Source organism: Pandoraea capi, from assembly GCF_902459735.1.
Taxonomy (GTDB): domain Bacteria; phylum Pseudomonadota; class Gammaproteobacteria; order Burkholderiales; family Burkholderiaceae; genus Pandoraea; species Pandoraea capi.
Genome location: NZ_CABPRV010000008.1, coordinates 225749 through 239644, shown reverse-complemented (window position 1 = coordinate 239644; position 13896 = coordinate 225749). Strand labels below are relative to the sequence as shown.

The 13896-nt window shown below is 64.7% G+C and carries 11 protein-coding genes; 7 read left to right on the top strand and 4 right to left on the bottom strand.

The window, feature by feature from the left end:
• Window positions 1–185: 185 nt before the first annotated feature.
• The 3 genes from PCA20602_RS17370 to PCA20602_RS17360 all read right to left on the bottom strand — a co-directional run bounded on the left by PCA20602_RS17370 (window position 186) and on the right by PCA20602_RS17360 (window position 4005).
• Window positions 186–1502 (bottom strand): MFS transporter, encoded by a 1317-nt coding sequence (locus PCA20602_RS17370; protein WP_246182212.1) that lies wholly within the window; start codon window positions 1500–1502, stop codon window positions 186–188.
• 128 nt (window positions 1503–1630) lie between these two features.
• Window positions 1631–2389 (bottom strand): SDR family oxidoreductase, encoded by a 759-nt coding sequence (locus PCA20602_RS17365; protein WP_150722285.1) that lies wholly within the window; start codon window positions 2387–2389, stop codon window positions 1631–1633.
• Window positions 2390–2529: 140 nt separating this feature from the next.
• A complete protein-coding gene (locus PCA20602_RS17360) occupies window positions 2530–4005 on the bottom strand; it encodes an aldehyde dehydrogenase family protein (protein WP_150722284.1) in 1476 nt (491 codons plus the stop codon).
• A 270-nt stretch (window positions 4006–4275) separates the two neighbouring features.
• On the opposite strand from PCA20602_RS17360, the gene PCA20602_RS17355 reads away from it, so the two are divergent.
• The 5 genes from PCA20602_RS17355 to dapA all read left to right on the top strand — a co-directional run bounded on the left by PCA20602_RS17355 (window position 4276) and on the right by dapA (window position 10910).
• A complete protein-coding gene (locus tag PCA20602_RS17355) occupies window positions 4276–5712 on the top strand; it encodes an FAD-binding oxidoreductase (protein ID WP_150722283.1) in 1437 nt (478 codons plus the stop codon).
• 133 nt (window positions 5713–5845) lie between these two features.
• The gene (locus PCA20602_RS17350) at window positions 5846–6973 is read left to right on the top strand and encodes an ABC transporter substrate-binding protein (protein ID WP_150722282.1); all 1128 of its coding nucleotides are present in this window, start codon (window positions 5846–5848) and stop codon (window positions 6971–6973) included.
• Window positions 6974–7018: 45 nt separating this feature from the next.
• Window positions 7019–8131, top strand: a complete 1113-nt coding sequence (locus tag PCA20602_RS17345) for an ABC transporter ATP-binding protein (RefSeq protein ID WP_150722281.1) — start codon at window positions 7019–7021, stop codon at window positions 8129–8131.
• A gap of 108 nt (window positions 8132–8239) precedes the next feature.
• Window positions 8240–9946, top strand: a complete 1707-nt coding sequence (locus PCA20602_RS17340; RefSeq protein WP_150722343.1) for an ABC transporter permease subunit — start codon at window positions 8240–8242, stop codon at window positions 9944–9946.
• Between the two features lie 52 nt (window positions 9947–9998).
• Window positions 9999–10910: a 4-hydroxy-tetrahydrodipicolinate synthase gene (gene dapA, locus PCA20602_RS17335; RefSeq protein WP_150722280.1), complete on the top strand. Its 912-nt coding sequence runs from the start codon at window positions 9999–10001 to the stop codon at window positions 10908–10910.
• An 81-nt stretch (window positions 10911–10991) separates the two neighbouring features.
• On the opposite strand, the gene PCA20602_RS17330 is transcribed toward dapA, so the two are convergent.
• Window positions 10992–11867: an IclR family transcriptional regulator gene (locus PCA20602_RS17330; RefSeq protein ID WP_150722279.1), complete on the bottom strand. Its 876-nt coding sequence runs from the start codon at window positions 11865–11867 to the stop codon at window positions 10992–10994.
• 140 nt (window positions 11868–12007) lie between these two features.
• Here PCA20602_RS17330 and PCA20602_RS17325 point away from each other — a divergent pair, with 140 nt between their 5' ends.
• Window positions 12008–13168 carry an alpha-hydroxy acid oxidase gene (locus tag PCA20602_RS17325; protein WP_150722278.1) on the top strand — a complete coding sequence of 387 codons (1161 nt, stop codon included), beginning with the start codon at window positions 12008–12010 and terminating at the stop codon, window positions 13166–13168.
• Between the two features lie 166 nt (window positions 13169–13334).
• A complete protein-coding gene (gene ppa / locus PCA20602_RS17320) occupies window positions 13335–13862 on the top strand; it encodes an inorganic diphosphatase (RefSeq protein ID WP_150722277.1) in 528 nt (175 codons plus the stop codon).
• Window positions 13863–13896 lie beyond the last annotated feature (34 nt).

Sequence of the window (13896 nt, the reverse complement as noted above, 5' to 3'; positions counted from 1 at the left end):
GGGGGCAGGGGAGGCAATCGCTCAGGGAGCAAAAAAACAAGCCGTCCCGAGCGGGGACGGCCTGATTCCTGGCAAACATGTTACTCCCACCGTGGCGACCCGGCCAGTCGCCCTGTGGCGTCTCGGTCTCGACGATCAAGACGCCGTTTCGACAAGCGAACTGCGTGTCGTGCCGACAGGCACGGCTACTGATTGACCAATCGGGCCGGGACCGCCAGCGTCAGCAACCCGCCCAGAATCATGAACACGGTGAGCAGGAACATGCCGCTGTTGGTGCTTTGGGTCGCGTCCTTGAGGAAGCCGATGAGATAGGGGCCCACGAACCCGGCCAGATTGCCCAGCGAGTTGATCATCGCGATGCCTGCGGCGGCCGCCGTGCCGCCGAGAAATGCCGTGGGCAGGCTCCAGAACAACGGCAGCACGATCATGATGCCCATCGTGGCGAGCGTGAGCGCGACCATTGCGAGTTGCGTGTTGTGGCTCCACACCGTCGAGAGGAACAGGCCGATGGCGCCGAGGAACGCCGGAATCGCGATGTGCCAGCGACGCTCGCCGCGCAGATCCGAGCGACGCCCCACAAGCACCATCGCGATCACCGCGAAGAAGTACGGAATCGCGGTGAGCAGCCCGATCTGCAACGGGTCCGTCACGCCGGTGCTCTTGATGATCGTCGGCAGCCAGAAGCCCACGCCATACAGGCCGATCACGAACGAGAAGTAGATGAGGCTCATCATCCACACGCGCGGGCTGGAGAAGACCTGACGCAGCGGCAGGTCTTCCTTGGTCAGTACGTCGCTCGCGATGTTGCGTTCGAGCAGCGCCTTCTCGTCATCGTTCAGCCATTTGGCATCGCGAATCCGGTCGTTGAGCACGAACAGCACGGCAATGCCGATCACGACCGACGGAATCGCTTCGAGCAGGAACATCCACTGCCATCCGGCCAGACCGTTCACGCCGCTCATGTCCTTGAGAATCCAGCCCGAGAGCGGTCCACCGATCAGGCCCGAGAGCGCCACGGCCGTCATGAACCACGCCGTCATGCGCCCGCGTCGCGAGGCCGGGTACCAATAGGTGATGTAAAGGATGATGCCGGGGAAGAAACCGGCTTCCGCCACGCCGAGCAGGAAGCGCATGACGTAGAACATCGACGGCGTGGTGACGTACATCGTCGCGCCGGAAATGATGCCCCACGAGATCATGATGCGCGCGATCCACACGCGTGCGCCCACCCGATGCAGGATCACGTTGCTGGGCACTTCGAAGATGAAGTAGCCGATGAAGAAGATGCCGGCGCCCAGACCGAACACCGTCTCGGAGAATTGCAGGTCGCCGACCATCTGCAACTTGGCGAAGCCCACGTTCACGCGGTCGAGATACGCGACCACGTAGCACAGCAGCAGGAACGGAATCAGCCGCCAGCCGACCTTGCGGTACGTGGCAGCTTCGAAGTCGGCATGGGGGGCGCCGGACATTGACGAGGGGGGCGTCGGAACGCTGTTCATACGGAATCTCCTCCGGTTTGACGAGGTGTTGTCTAGTTATGTTTGTGTGACAACTACGGGTGCTACCGACTGCTGGAAACGCAATGAACTTCGGCGTACGGATGTTGGGAGAGCTCGGGCAGCGCGCCTCAGATGCAGCGCCCGCCGTCGACTTCGAGGCACACGCCGGTGATGAAGGCGGCGTCGTCGCTTGCGAGGTAAAGACAGGCGTTGGCGATGTCCTGGGGGGTGGAGAAGCGTCCCAGCGGAATGCCCGCGAGGAATTTGGCGCGGTTCTCGGGCGTGTTGGGCACGCCCATGAATTCAGCGGTCAGGCCCGTGTCGCCGATGACCGGATTGACGCAGTTCACGCGAATGTTCTGCGGCCCGAATTCGGCGGCCATCGCCTTGCTTGCGGTGATCACGGCGCCTTTGCTGCCGTTGTACCAGACGAGGCCCGGGCGCGGGCGCACGCCGGCCGTCGAGGCAATGTTGATCATCACGCCACCGCCGCGCTGCTGGAAATAGGGGATGACCGCGCGCGCACTCCAGAAGATGCTTTTCACGTTTACCGCATAGACACGGTCGAACTCGGCCTCGGTGACTTCGAGCAACGGCTTGTTGCGGTGCGTGGTGCCCGCGTTATTGACCACGATGTCGAGACGTCCGAAACGCGTTACGGCTTCGTCGAGCAGCGTGACGTGATCGCCTTCGAGGGAAACGTCGCCGTACACGAACGCGGCGCGTCCGCCCGCGTCGGCGATCTCGCGCGCCACTCGCTCACCGGCTTCGCGATTCAGATCGTTCACGATGACCGCAGCGCCTTCGCGTGCGAACGTCCTGGCAATGCCTTCGCCGAATCCCGATCCGGCGCCTGTCACGATAGCCACTTTCTCTTGCAAACGCATGCCTTGTCTCCAAAGGTCCCTGATGTGCATTTTTCGACGCGAAGCGCCCGGTGGTCAGGGAGCCTTTGGCGCTTCACTGCGATCTGTTCGTTGCGACTATTTCAGGTGGCGTGATGCTGAGAACTGTCGGGGGCGGCGGATCAACCGTGCCGGATGGCGACGGTCTTGAGCGTCGTGAACCCGTAAAGCGCTTCGAAGCCTTTCTCACGACCGTGACCGGAATGCTTCATGCCGCCGAAGGGCAACTCCACGCCGCCGCCTGCGCCGTAGTTGTTGATGAAGATCTGTCCCGCGCGAATGTGGCGTGCCAGACGCATCTGTCGTCCGCCGTCGCGCGTCCAGACGCCGGCGGCCAGCCCGTAAGGCGTGCCGTTGGCCAGACGCACGGCATCCGCTTCGTCGGTGAACGGCATGGCGGCCAGGACCGGCCCGAACACTTCTTCACGCGCCAGACGATGCGTGTCCGGCACGTCGCGCAGTAGCGTGGGCGCCTGATAGAACCCCGCTTCGGGGGCGCTGCCGGTCACTTCGCCCTGCGACATGACGGCAATGCCGTCGTGCTGCGCTTCGGACAGGAAGTCCCATACGCGTTGCTGCTGACGGGCATTGATGAGCGGGCCGAGGTCGAGATCGTCCTGCGACGGTCCCACGCGCAGGCGTGCGAACGCGTCTGCCAGATGGGCGAGCACGGTTTCGTAGGCGTCGCGCTGCACGAGCAGGCGGCTGCCTGCTGAGCAGGTCTGCCCGGCGTTCTGCACGATGGCGTTCACGACCACCGGCAGCACGGCGTCCATGTCGGCATCGGCGAAGACGATCTGCGGCGACTTGCCGCCGAGTTCGAGCGTGACCGGTGTGTGGTGCTCGGCGGCCATCTGCGAGATCAGCGTGCCGGTCGCGGGCGAGCCGGTGAACGAGATGTGGTCGATGCCCGGATGCCGGGCGAGCGCGGCGCCGGCCTCGGCGCCATAGCCCGTCACGATGTTGAGCGCGCCCGCAGGTAGACCGGCTTCCTTCGACAGTTCGGCCACCCGCAGCAGCGACAGGCAGGCGTCTTCGGCCGGTTTGACGACACAGGCGTTGCCGGTCGCGAGGGCGGCGGCGACGCTACGGCCGAAGATTTGCAGCGGGTAATTCCACGGAATGATGTGACCGGTCACGCCATGCGGCTCGCGCACCGTAAAGACGGTGAAGCCCTGCTGATAGGGAATGGTCTCGCCATGGAGCTTGTCGGCCGCGCCGGCGTAGAACTCGAAGTAACGCACGATGGCCGCCGCATCGGCGCGCGCCTGCTTGAGCGGCTTGCCGGTGTCGCGGGCTTCGAGTTGCGCGAGTTCTTCCTGATGTCTGGCGAGCAGCGTCGATAGGGCGTATAGCGTGCGCCCGCGCTCGGCAGCGGCCATGTGGCCCCAGTCGCCGTCGAAGGCGGCGCGTGCCGCGCGCACGGCACGGTCGATGTCTTCGGCGTCGCCCCGGGCGATTTCGGTGAACGGCTGACCGTCGGACGGATCGATGACAGCAATGACCGTGTTCGCGGCACCTGCGGAAGCGGCGGAAACCCCGGCGCGTTTGGCGGGGGCAACCCACTGATTGCCGATGAAGTGTGTAGCTTCGGGCATGTCGACGGCACCTCGTGTGAAGGGTGGAGCCATTATCACTTAACTCACGAGAGCGTTGACCGCCGTATGGGTCACATCCGCATAAACACCTAAAATGAGCGCATTGCAATTAAAGATATTTTATTGCAATTTTTTCTCGCCTATCCTTGATTACAACAAATCGCCAGACGGGCGTCTGGCATGGCAACACCGCTCGTTGCGTACAGTCATAGCAGACGGCGAGGCACGCAGCGGGGCAGTCGAACCGACGCATTCAGGAGCAGGCAGGCAATGAACGACGCAGTCACGCAAGAGACCCTGTTGAACCGGTTGCAGGACGCGCTGGGCGCGGACGCCGTGCTCACGAGCGCGCCCGACACCGCCGGTTACACGGAAGACTGGCGCGGGCGCTACCGGGGCGAAGCCCTGTGCGTGGTGCTGCCGTCGTCGACCGAGCAGGTCAGCGACATTGTGAAGCTGTGCGCGGCTGCCGGGGTGCCGATCCTCCCACAGGGTGGTAATACGAGCCTGTGCGGCGGCGCGGTGCCGGCGACAGGCGGCCCGGCCCCTGTGATCCTGAATCTGGCGCGCATGCGTCATATCCGTCAGATCGACGCGGCCAACGGTTCGATGGTCGTCGAAGCTGGGTGCATTCTGAAAACCGTGCAGGATGCGGCGGCCGACGTCGGGCGTCTCTACCCGGTCAGCCTCGGCGCCGAGGGGTCGTGCCAGATCGGCGGCACGCTCTCGACCAATGCGGGCGGCACGAGCGTGCTGCGATACGGCAACACCCGCGAGAACGTGCTGGGTCTCGAAGTCGTGCTGGCCGACGGCACGATCTGGGACGGATTGCGTGCGCTGCGCAAGGACAACACCGGCATCGATCTCAAGCATCTGTTCATCGGCGCGGAGGGCACGCTGGGCATCATCACGGCGGCGGCGCTCAAGCTCCACCCGCTGCCCACGCATCACGCGCTTGCCTGGTTCGCCCCGCGCGATCCGGCTGCCGCGCAGCAGATTCTCGGCATGTTCCAGAACGTCTGCGGCTCGCGTCTGTCCGCGTTCGAAATCATGAATCGTCACCAGCTGGATCTGGTGCTGGCGAACGTGCCGAATCGCCGCAATCCGCTTACCGGCGCTCATGCCTGGCACGTGCTTGTCGAACTGGGCGACACGCGCGACGCCGAAGGGCTCGAAGCGGTACTGACCGAAACGTTGGGCGACGCCATCGAGAAGGGCCTGGTGGAAGACGCCGTCGTTGCCGCGAACGAAACACAGCGCGCCGACCTGTGGGAAGTGCGTCACAGCGTGAGCGAGGCGAACAAGAAGGCCGCCATCGGCCTCACGACCGATTGCGCCGTGCCGGTGTCGAGCGTTCCCGAATTCATCGAAGCGTCCACGCGTGCGGTGCATGCCATCGTGCCGGGGCTGGACATCGCCATCGTCGGCCATATGGGCGACGGCAACGTGCACTTCATTCCGATGTTCTCGTTCGCCGCGTGGGCGGCGCTCGCCGACAGCGCGGCCATGGGCGACGCGATGCGCGCCTGCGTGAACGACGTCGCGGCGCGTCTGTCGGGTACGTTCAGCGCGGAACACGGCGTCGGCCAGACGGGCCTGCCGCTGATGCAGCGCTACAAGGCACCGGCGGAGCTTGCCCTGATGCGCACCGTGAAGGCGGCGCTCGATCCGAACCAGCTGTTCAACCCGGGGCGCCTCGTTCCCTGAGCGGTCGGCACATCCACGACATTTTCGTTTTTCACGTTTTGCTGTTTGTTTTGCCATAACTGCGCGCGCGGCGGCTGTGCCGAAATCGCGTCCGTCGCCGCGCCCACCCTCCCAGTCAAGACCGGAGACCATGATGAAACGCAAGACCTCTGCAAGCCCGCTCGATTCCGTAGACAACAACGCAGCGTCGCTCGCACAACCGGGCCGTCGCACGGCCATGAAGACGGCGCTCGTCGGCGCGGCCGCCGTTGCCTTCCCGTTCGTGTGGACGCCCTCGCGCGCCGCGACCAAGCGCATCGTCGTGCGTGACGACGGCGGCATTTACACGAAGGCGTACGACGCCGTGTACTACAAGCCGTTCGCCAAGGCGACGGGCATCGAAGTCGTCGGTGTGCAGGCGAACGCCGAGCCGACCGCGCAGATCAAGAGCATGGTCGAAGCCGGCAGCTACACGTGGGACATGGCGAAGATCAGCCAGCCCGCGATCCTGCTGCTGACCGGCGGGGGCAAGGAGTATCTGGAGCGTCACGGTCTCGAGTCGGACCCGACCATCGCCAAGATCCCGAAGCAGTACATGTCGCCGTTCGGCGTGGGGACCAACGTCTACTCGACGGTGCTGGCCTATCGCACCGACGCGTTCAAGGGCCGCAAGGCGCCGACGTCGTGGGCCGACCTGTGGAACGTGAAGGACTTCCCGGGCCGCCGCTCGATTCGCAAGTATCCGTTCGACACCATCGAACAGGCACTGCTTGCCGACGGCGTTGCGCCGGGCTCGGTGTATCCGTGCGACTTCGACCGCGCGTTCAAGAGCCTGGACAAGATCGCCAAGCAGGTCGCCGTGTGGTGGACGACCGGTGCACAGGTCGAGCAGATGCTCGGCTCGGGCGAAGTGGACATGGTCGCCACGTGGGCCTCGCGTGCGCAGTCGGCACAGGCCAACGGCGTGCCGGTCGAGATCGTCTGGAACCAGAACATCTGGGGTGTCGATAACTGGTCGATTCTCAAGGGCACGCCGAACGCGGCCGCTTGCCGCGAGTTCATCAAGTTCGCGAGCGATCCGAAGCGTCAGGCGGAACTGGTCAAGTACTTCCCCGCCGGCATGACGCAGCCCGAAGCGTTCAATTACGTGAAGCCGGAGATCGCAAAGAACTGCCCGACCTTCCCGGACAACATGAAGAGCGGCGTGCATATCAACGCCCAGTTCTGGCAGCAGAACCAGAGCGTTGCGCTCGAACGTTTCAACCGCTGGATCCTGACCTGATCCTCACCTGCCGTTCCGTTTCATGTTTTTTGGGGTGCTGATCTCATGACCGTTGCCAATCTTCAAGTCTCGGGCCTGTCCAAACGCTACGGCGATTTCGTAGCGCTGGCGCCGACCGATCTCGATGTCGCCCAGGGCGAATTCCTGACCTTGCTCGGCCCCAGCGGCTCGGGCAAGACCACGTTGCTCTCGCTCATCGCCGGTCTGTCGCAGCCCGATGCGGGCGCCATCCGCATCAATGGGGCCGATGTCACGTACGGTGCGCCGTACGAGCGCGACATCGGCATGGTGTTCCAGAACTACGCGCTGTTCCCCCACATGACGGTGGCGGAAAACATCGCGTTCCCGTTGCAGATGCGTCGCACCGATGCCGCCGAGGCTCGCAAGATGGTCATGAACGCGCTGGAAATGGTGCATCTGCCGCACGTGGCAGAGCGCTATCCGCGCGAACTCTCGGGTGGTCAGCAGCAGCGCATTGCGCTCGCGCGCTGCATGGTCTACCGGCCGTCGATCATTCTGATGGACGAGCCGCTGGGCGCGCTCGACAAGAAGCTGCGCGATCACATGCAGCTCGAAATCAAGCGCATCCACCGAGAGCTCGGCACCACCATCGTGTACGTCACGCACGATCAGGAAGAAGCGATGACGATGTCCGATCGCATCTGCCTGATGAACGCCGGCGAGATCGCGCAACTGGGCACGCCGGACGATCTGTATTTCCGTCCGAAGAGCGTGTTCGTTGCCGACTTCCTTGGTGAATCCAATCTGCTCGACGCCACGGTGCTCGAGCGGGCGGGCGATCAGGTGCGCGTGGCGATGCCGGGTGTCGATGCCGCCGGTGGTGCCGGCGCGATGGTCTACGACGCGCAGATCGAGCGCGGCCGTCCGGTCAAGCTCATGCTGCGTCCGCAGAACCTGCACATTCACGACGGTCGATCGGGTGCGGACGGTGTAGCCACGATTTCGGCGAAGCTCACCGACATCATGGTCACCGGCGGTATGACGAAGCTGTATCTGCAATCGGCGGTGACGGGCGGCGACGCGAGCAAGTCGCTCGTGGCGGCCTTCCCGACGCATCGACAGGGTAACCGTTACGAAATCGGTCAGACGCTGGGCCTCGCCTGGCACGCCGATGACGCCGTGGCGATCGCGGGGTAAGTCATGAGTGCTTCCGCCGTGGTTCGCCCTTCGTCCTCCCAACCCTCGCAACCGGTGCAGCCGACGCCGCGTCGCTCGCCGTGGCGTGCGCGTCTGCGCCCGCTGTTCATGGCCGCGCCCATCGTCATCCTGCTGGCGGTGATGCTGATCTATCCGGTCGGCCAGTTGCTGCTGCTGAGCATTCGCGGCGAGAGCGGTTTCACTTTCGCCGAGTACCAGCGGCTGTTCGCCTCGTCGGTGTATGTCGAGGTGCTGCTCATTACCCTGAAGGTCTCGCTGTACACGACCTTCTTCGCGGTGCTCACGGGCTATCCGATTGCCTATCGGCTCTCCACGCTCAGTGGTGCGCGCAAGCAGCGCTTGCTGTTCTGGCTGCTGCTCTCGTTCTGGACGAGTTTCCTCGTGCGCACGTTCGCATGGGTGGTGCTGCTCGGCCGTAACGGGGTCGTCAACCGCACGCTGCTCGATCTCGGTCTGATCGATCAGCCGCTCTCGCTGCTCTACAGCTTCCCGGCCGTGGTGTTGGGGATGGTGCATGCGCTCATGCCGCTGGCGGTGCTCACGATGCTCTCCGTCATGGAGAACATCGACCGTCGTCTGCCGAGCGCAGCCTCGACGCTCGGCGCGCGTCCCGGTACGGTCTTCTGGCGCGTGTATTTCCCGTTGTCGCTGCCGGGCGTGGCGGCCGGTGCGCTGATGGTGTTCGTCACCGCGATCGGCTTCTTCATTACGCCGACGCTGCTCGGCGGACGTCACGAAACCATGATCACGCAGCTCATCATCGATCAGGTGATGCAGGCGCTGAACTGGGGCTTTGCCGGCGCGATTTCCGTGTTGCTGCTTGCCGTGGTGCTGGTCGTGTTCTTCGTCTACGACCGCATGGTCGGTCTCTCGACGATGGCCGGCGGCGCGGGCGACGCGAAGGCAGGCAAGCGTCGCGGCGGCTGGAGCCGTTCGCTCGGCGAGAAGGTGCTCGCCACGCTTGGCAGCGCCACCGATCTGCTGCTGCATGTGTTGCCGCGTCACAAGGGCGAGCAGGGCGACGGGCCGTTGCTGCGCGTGGTCGTCTTCCTGCTGGTCGTGTTCCTCGCCGCGCCCGCGCTGCTGATGATTCCGATGTCGTTCGATTCGGCCTCGGGGCTGGCGTGGCCGCCCAAGGGCTTCTCGCTCCAGTGGTACCAGCAGATCTGGGATTCGCCGCTGTGGATGCAGGCCGTCACGCGTTCGATGCTCGTGGGCATCGGTGCGGGGCTGTTGTCGATGCTCGTCGGCACACCGGCTGCGTTCCTGCTGGTGCGCGGCGGCATGCGCGGCAAGTCGGCAATGCTCGCCTTCGTGCTCGCCCCCATCGTGGTGCCGCGCATGATCCTGGCCGTGGGCGTGTTCTATTTCTTCGCCAAGGTCGGGCTGGTCGGATCCAGCGTCGGACTGACGCTTGCCCACACCGTTGTGGCCGTGCCCTATGTCGTCATCACGATGATGGCGGTGCTGCGCAACTACGACACGCGCCTCGATCTGGCGGCGTACAGCCTCGGCGCGCGTCCGTGGGCGACGCTGCGTCGCGTGACGTTCCCGATTCTCGGCGCCGGTCTGCTCTCGTCGTTCCTGTTCGCGTTCGCCACGTCGTTCGACGAACTGACGATTGCCCTGTTCACGTCGGGCGGCTTGTCGACCACGTTGCCCAAGCAATTCTGGGACGAAATCACGATGCAGATCTCGCCGGTGATCGCCGCGGTCTCCACGTGCCTGTTCCTTTTCATCGCCGCACTCATCTGGGTGGCCGAGCGTCTGCGCCGTCGCAGCCTGGCTACCTGAACCGATGCGGTCTCCGATTTCCACGAACTCACGATTCACGGACGTTTAACTCATGCTTCGCTCCGAACAACTCAAGGGCATTTTCCCGGCGATCCCCACGCCGGTGAACGCCGACGACACGATTCACGCCGATGCCGCCCGCGCGCTCATGCGCTACTTGCTGGCGCAGGGCATCGACGGCGTGGTGCCGCTGGGCGGCACCGGTGAGTACGGCGCGCTCTCGCGTGCCGAGCGGGTGCGCATGGCCGAACTCACGGCGCAGGAGGTCAAGGCGCACGGCCGCGACGTGCCGGTCATCGCCGGCGTGCTCGATCCGGGGTATCACGACGCCATCGAGGCCGGTCGCGATTTCGCCGCTGCCGGTGCCGACGGGCTGCTGGTGCTCACGCCGTACTACACGAACCCGACGCAAGCCGGTATCCGCGACTACTTCCTGCGTTACGCCGACGAGTCGCCGCTGCCGATCCTCATCTACGAAATTCCGTATCGCACGCGTATCGCGATCGCCCCGGAAGTGCTGCACGAGCTGTCGCGCCACGAGAACATCATCGGCATGAAGGCATGCAACACCGACATGTGGCATTTCCTGCGCACGGTGGCGGGTGTCGACGAATCGTTTGCGGTGCTGAGCGGGGAAGACACGCTGTTCCCGTTGCATATCGCGGCCGGTGCGCGCGGCGGGATCGTGGTGACGGCGTCGCTGCTGCCCACGGCATGGCAACGCATCTTCACGCTGGCGTCGGAAGGCAAGACGGCCGATGCGCTGGAACTGCACCGCTCGCTGATTCCGCTGATGAATCTCGCATTCGCCGAAACGAACCCGGGCCCGATGAAGTCGGTGATGGATCTGATCGGTGTGAACGCCCCGGCGATGCTCGCCCCGCTGGTGCCGCCGGCACCGGCGCTGTCGGCCGAGTTGCGCGAAGAGCTGAAGCGTCAGCTGGCGATTTTCGAAGGACGTTGATCAGGTTGGTGACGTTGGTGTGACGTCGATGCTGTTCGGGCGGCGGCGCGTTGCGCCATCGCCCGAAGGCGGTGTCGACGTTCAGCGTCGGAACGTCGACAGTCGCGACTTCGAGATCGAGGTGGCGGCCACCTGAATGTGCGGGGCGAGTTCGGCTTCCGCGCGCTCACGCGTCCAGCGGGAGGTCGGCACCGAGATGTTGATGGCGGCCACGGCATGACCGTCGTGATCGGTGATGGGCGCGGCAACCGAAATGTCGCCCATCACGGTCTCGTTCTCGACGATGGCGTAGCCGCGACGCGCGGTCATCTGAATCCGTTCGAGCAGCTTCTTTTCGTCGATCAGCGTGTACGGCGTAATGGGTTCGAGTGCCGTGCCGGACAGGATTTCGCGCACGCGAGTATCCGGCAGGCGCGACAGGATCGCAATGCCCGAGGCGGTGAACATGGCGGGCAGGCGTGCGCCCACCACGATGTCGATGTTCACGAGATGCTGGCCGGGAAAGCGCGCGACGAACACGATCTCGTGGCCGTCGAGTTCCTGGAGGTTGGTCGTCTCGCCCACACGGCGGCTGATGTCGAGCAGATACGGCGAAGCTTTGTCGACCAGCTCGTTCGCGCGGATGTAGTTGTACGAGAACTGCAACACCTTCGTCGTCAGCCCGTAGGTGCGCGTTTCCGGCACCCGGAAGAGATAGCCGAGCGCTTCGAGCGTATGCACGAGCCGTTGGGTCGCACTGCGGTCGAGGTCGGCCGCTTTCGCGATATCACCGAGCGTCATGTAGCGCGCTGGGCCGTCGAAGGCGTGCAGCACCTGAAACGTCTTTTCCGTCGAGCCGACGAAAAGCGATGAACGCGAGGGGGACGGCGCCGTCGCAGTCGCTGCGGAAGCAGGGCTGGAGGCGGCGGCGGAAGTGTCGTGCGTCGAGCGCGACGACCCGGCGGGTGAGCGCGGCATGGGGTTTGCGAGTGTGTTCGGATTGTAATGATTATGATTGTAATGCAATTGTTTGTGCCCAAGTAGCGAACTTTCCCTGACGGCAGGGCTGACGTCGAAAGCCCATGGGCGCGATTGGGAACATGAGGACAGGGGGAGCAATGCACGCGTTTTCCTGCGTGGAGGATTACCGTCTGGCGGCGCGCCGCCGTCTGACGAAGCTGGCGTTTGATTATCTGGAAGGCGGGGCGGAAGATGGCGAGGCGCTGCGCCGCAATCGCGAGGCGTTCGGGCAATGGGGATTTGCGCCGCGCGTGATGCAGGACATCTCGCAAACGACGAGTCAGACGACCTTATGGGGGCGTGCCGCCGCTGCCCCGATGGTCGTCGGTCCCACGGGCCTCAATGGCCTGTTCTGGCCGCGTGCCGACGAGTTGCTGGCACGCGCGGCGGCCGACGCCGGTCTGCCGTTCGTGCTCTCGACGGCCTCCACCTCCTTGCTCGAAGACGTGCGCGCTGCCGTGCCGGACGGCGAGTTGTGGCTGCAACTGTATGTGCAGCAGGACCGGCGCATTGCCGAGAGCATGATGCGCCGGGCGCGCGAGGCGGGCTTTCGCACCTTGATGCTGACCGTCGACACGCCGGTCCACGGCAAACGCGATCACGACACGCGCAACGGCTTCAAGCTGCCGTTGCGCTTTACGCCGCGACTGGTGGCCGATTGCATGCGGCATCCGCACTGGAGCTGGCAGATGCTCGTGGGCGGTGCGCCGCAACTGCGCAACATCGCGAAGAGCGTGGGCGAGCGGGCCGATCTGGCGCGTCACGCGGCGATGCTCAGCCGGCAGATGGACCTGTCGCTCAGTTGGGACGACCTCGCCTGGGTGCGGCGTCACTGGCCCGGTGAAGTGCTCGTCAAAGGCATTCTGACGCTCGACGACGCGCGTCAGGCGCAGGCCCATGGCGCAGACGGCATCGTCGTCTCCAACCATGGCGGACGTCAGTTGGGCAGCACGCTCGCACCGGTCGAGGCGCTGCCGATGATCGTGGATGCCGTGAACGCGGGCGGCCCGGCCATGGCCGTCTTCCTCGACGGCGGCGTGCGGCGCGGTGGCGACGTCGCCAAGGCCGTGGCGCTCGGCGCGAAGGGGGTGCTGCTCGGGCGCGCGCCGCTGTACGGCGTGGCCGCACGCGGCGGGCAGGGTGTCGCGGGCGTGCTCGAATTACTGCTGGGCGAGTTGCGCACCACGCTGCAACTGCTCGGGTGCGCCAGCGTGGACGACCTCACGCCGCAGCGGCTGGCAAAGCTGCCGTCGCTGTGACGGGACGGGCAAATCGGTCAAACCCGCTATAATGTCCCGCGCCCGATTGCCGTCGGGCCGCGGCGTCTCCGGCGGGTTAATTTCGGATTCATTTCTGAATAATGCCGACGTATGACGGTTCGCGCTGCACGACGGCATGCCCTCTTTCATACACAGGAATGCCATCATGAGCTTCAATAACGTGCCCGCCGGTAAGGACCTTCCCAACGATTTCAACGTCATCATCGAGATCCCGGCGCAAAGCGATCCGGTGAAGTACGAGGCTGACAAGGAACTGGGTCTGCTGGTGGTTGACCGCTTCATCGGTACGGGCATGCGCTACCCGGCCAACTACGGTTTCATCCCGCAAACGCTGTCGGGCGACGGCGACCCCGTCGACGCGCTGGTCATCACGCCGTTCCCGCTGCTCGCCGGCGCTGTCGTGCGCTGCCGCGCCCTCGGCCTGCTCAACATGACCGACGAGTCGGGCGTGGACGCCAAGCTGGTCGTCGTGCCGGTCGACAAGATCTGCCCGATGACGGCGCACATGAAGTCGATCGACGACGTGCCGGGCTACCTCAAGGACCAGATCAAGCACTTCTTCGAGAACTACAAGGCGCTCGAAAAGGGCAAGTGGGTGAAGATCGAAGGCTGGGAAGGCATCGAAGCCGCCCACAAGGAAATTCTCGACGGCGTCGCTAACGTCAAGAAGTAAGCGTCAGCGGTATGGATGCGAAAGCATCGCGATG

Coding starts and splice junctions, on each gene's coding strand:
- PCA20602_RS17345 (WP_150722281.1), top strand. CDS start 7,019: ATGACCGTTGCCAATCTTCAAGTCTCGGGCCTGTCCAAACGCTACGGC.
- PCA20602_RS17355 (WP_150722283.1), top strand. CDS start 4,276: ATGAACGACGCAGTCACGCAAGAGACCCTGTTGAACCGGTTGCAGGAC.
- PCA20602_RS17330 (WP_150722279.1), bottom strand. CDS start 11,867: ATGCCGCGCTCACCCGCCGGGTCGTCGCGCTCGACGCACGACACTTCC.
- dapA (WP_150722280.1), top strand. CDS start 9,999: ATGCTTCGCTCCGAACAACTCAAGGGCATTTTCCCGGCGATCCCCACG.
- PCA20602_RS17350 (WP_150722282.1), top strand. CDS start 5,846: ATGAAACGCAAGACCTCTGCAAGCCCGCTCGATTCCGTAGACAACAAC.
- PCA20602_RS17360 (WP_150722284.1), bottom strand. CDS start 4,005: ATGCCCGAAGCTACACACTTCATCGGCAATCAGTGGGTTGCCCCCGCC.
- PCA20602_RS17370 (WP_246182212.1), bottom strand. CDS start 1,502: ATGAACAGCGTTCCGACGCCCCCCTCGTCAATGTCCGGCGCCCCCCAT.
- PCA20602_RS17325 (WP_150722278.1), top strand. CDS start 12,008: ATGCACGCGTTTTCCTGCGTGGAGGATTACCGTCTGGCGGCGCGCCGC.
- PCA20602_RS17340 (WP_150722343.1), top strand. CDS start 8,240: ATGGCCGCGCCCATCGTCATCCTGCTGGCGGTGATGCTGATCTATCCG.
- PCA20602_RS17365 (WP_150722285.1), bottom strand. CDS start 2,389: ATGCGTTTGCAAGAGAAAGTGGCTATCGTGACAGGCGCCGGATCGGGA.
- ppa (WP_150722277.1), top strand. CDS start 13,335: ATGAGCTTCAATAACGTGCCCGCCGGTAAGGACCTTCCCAACGATTTC.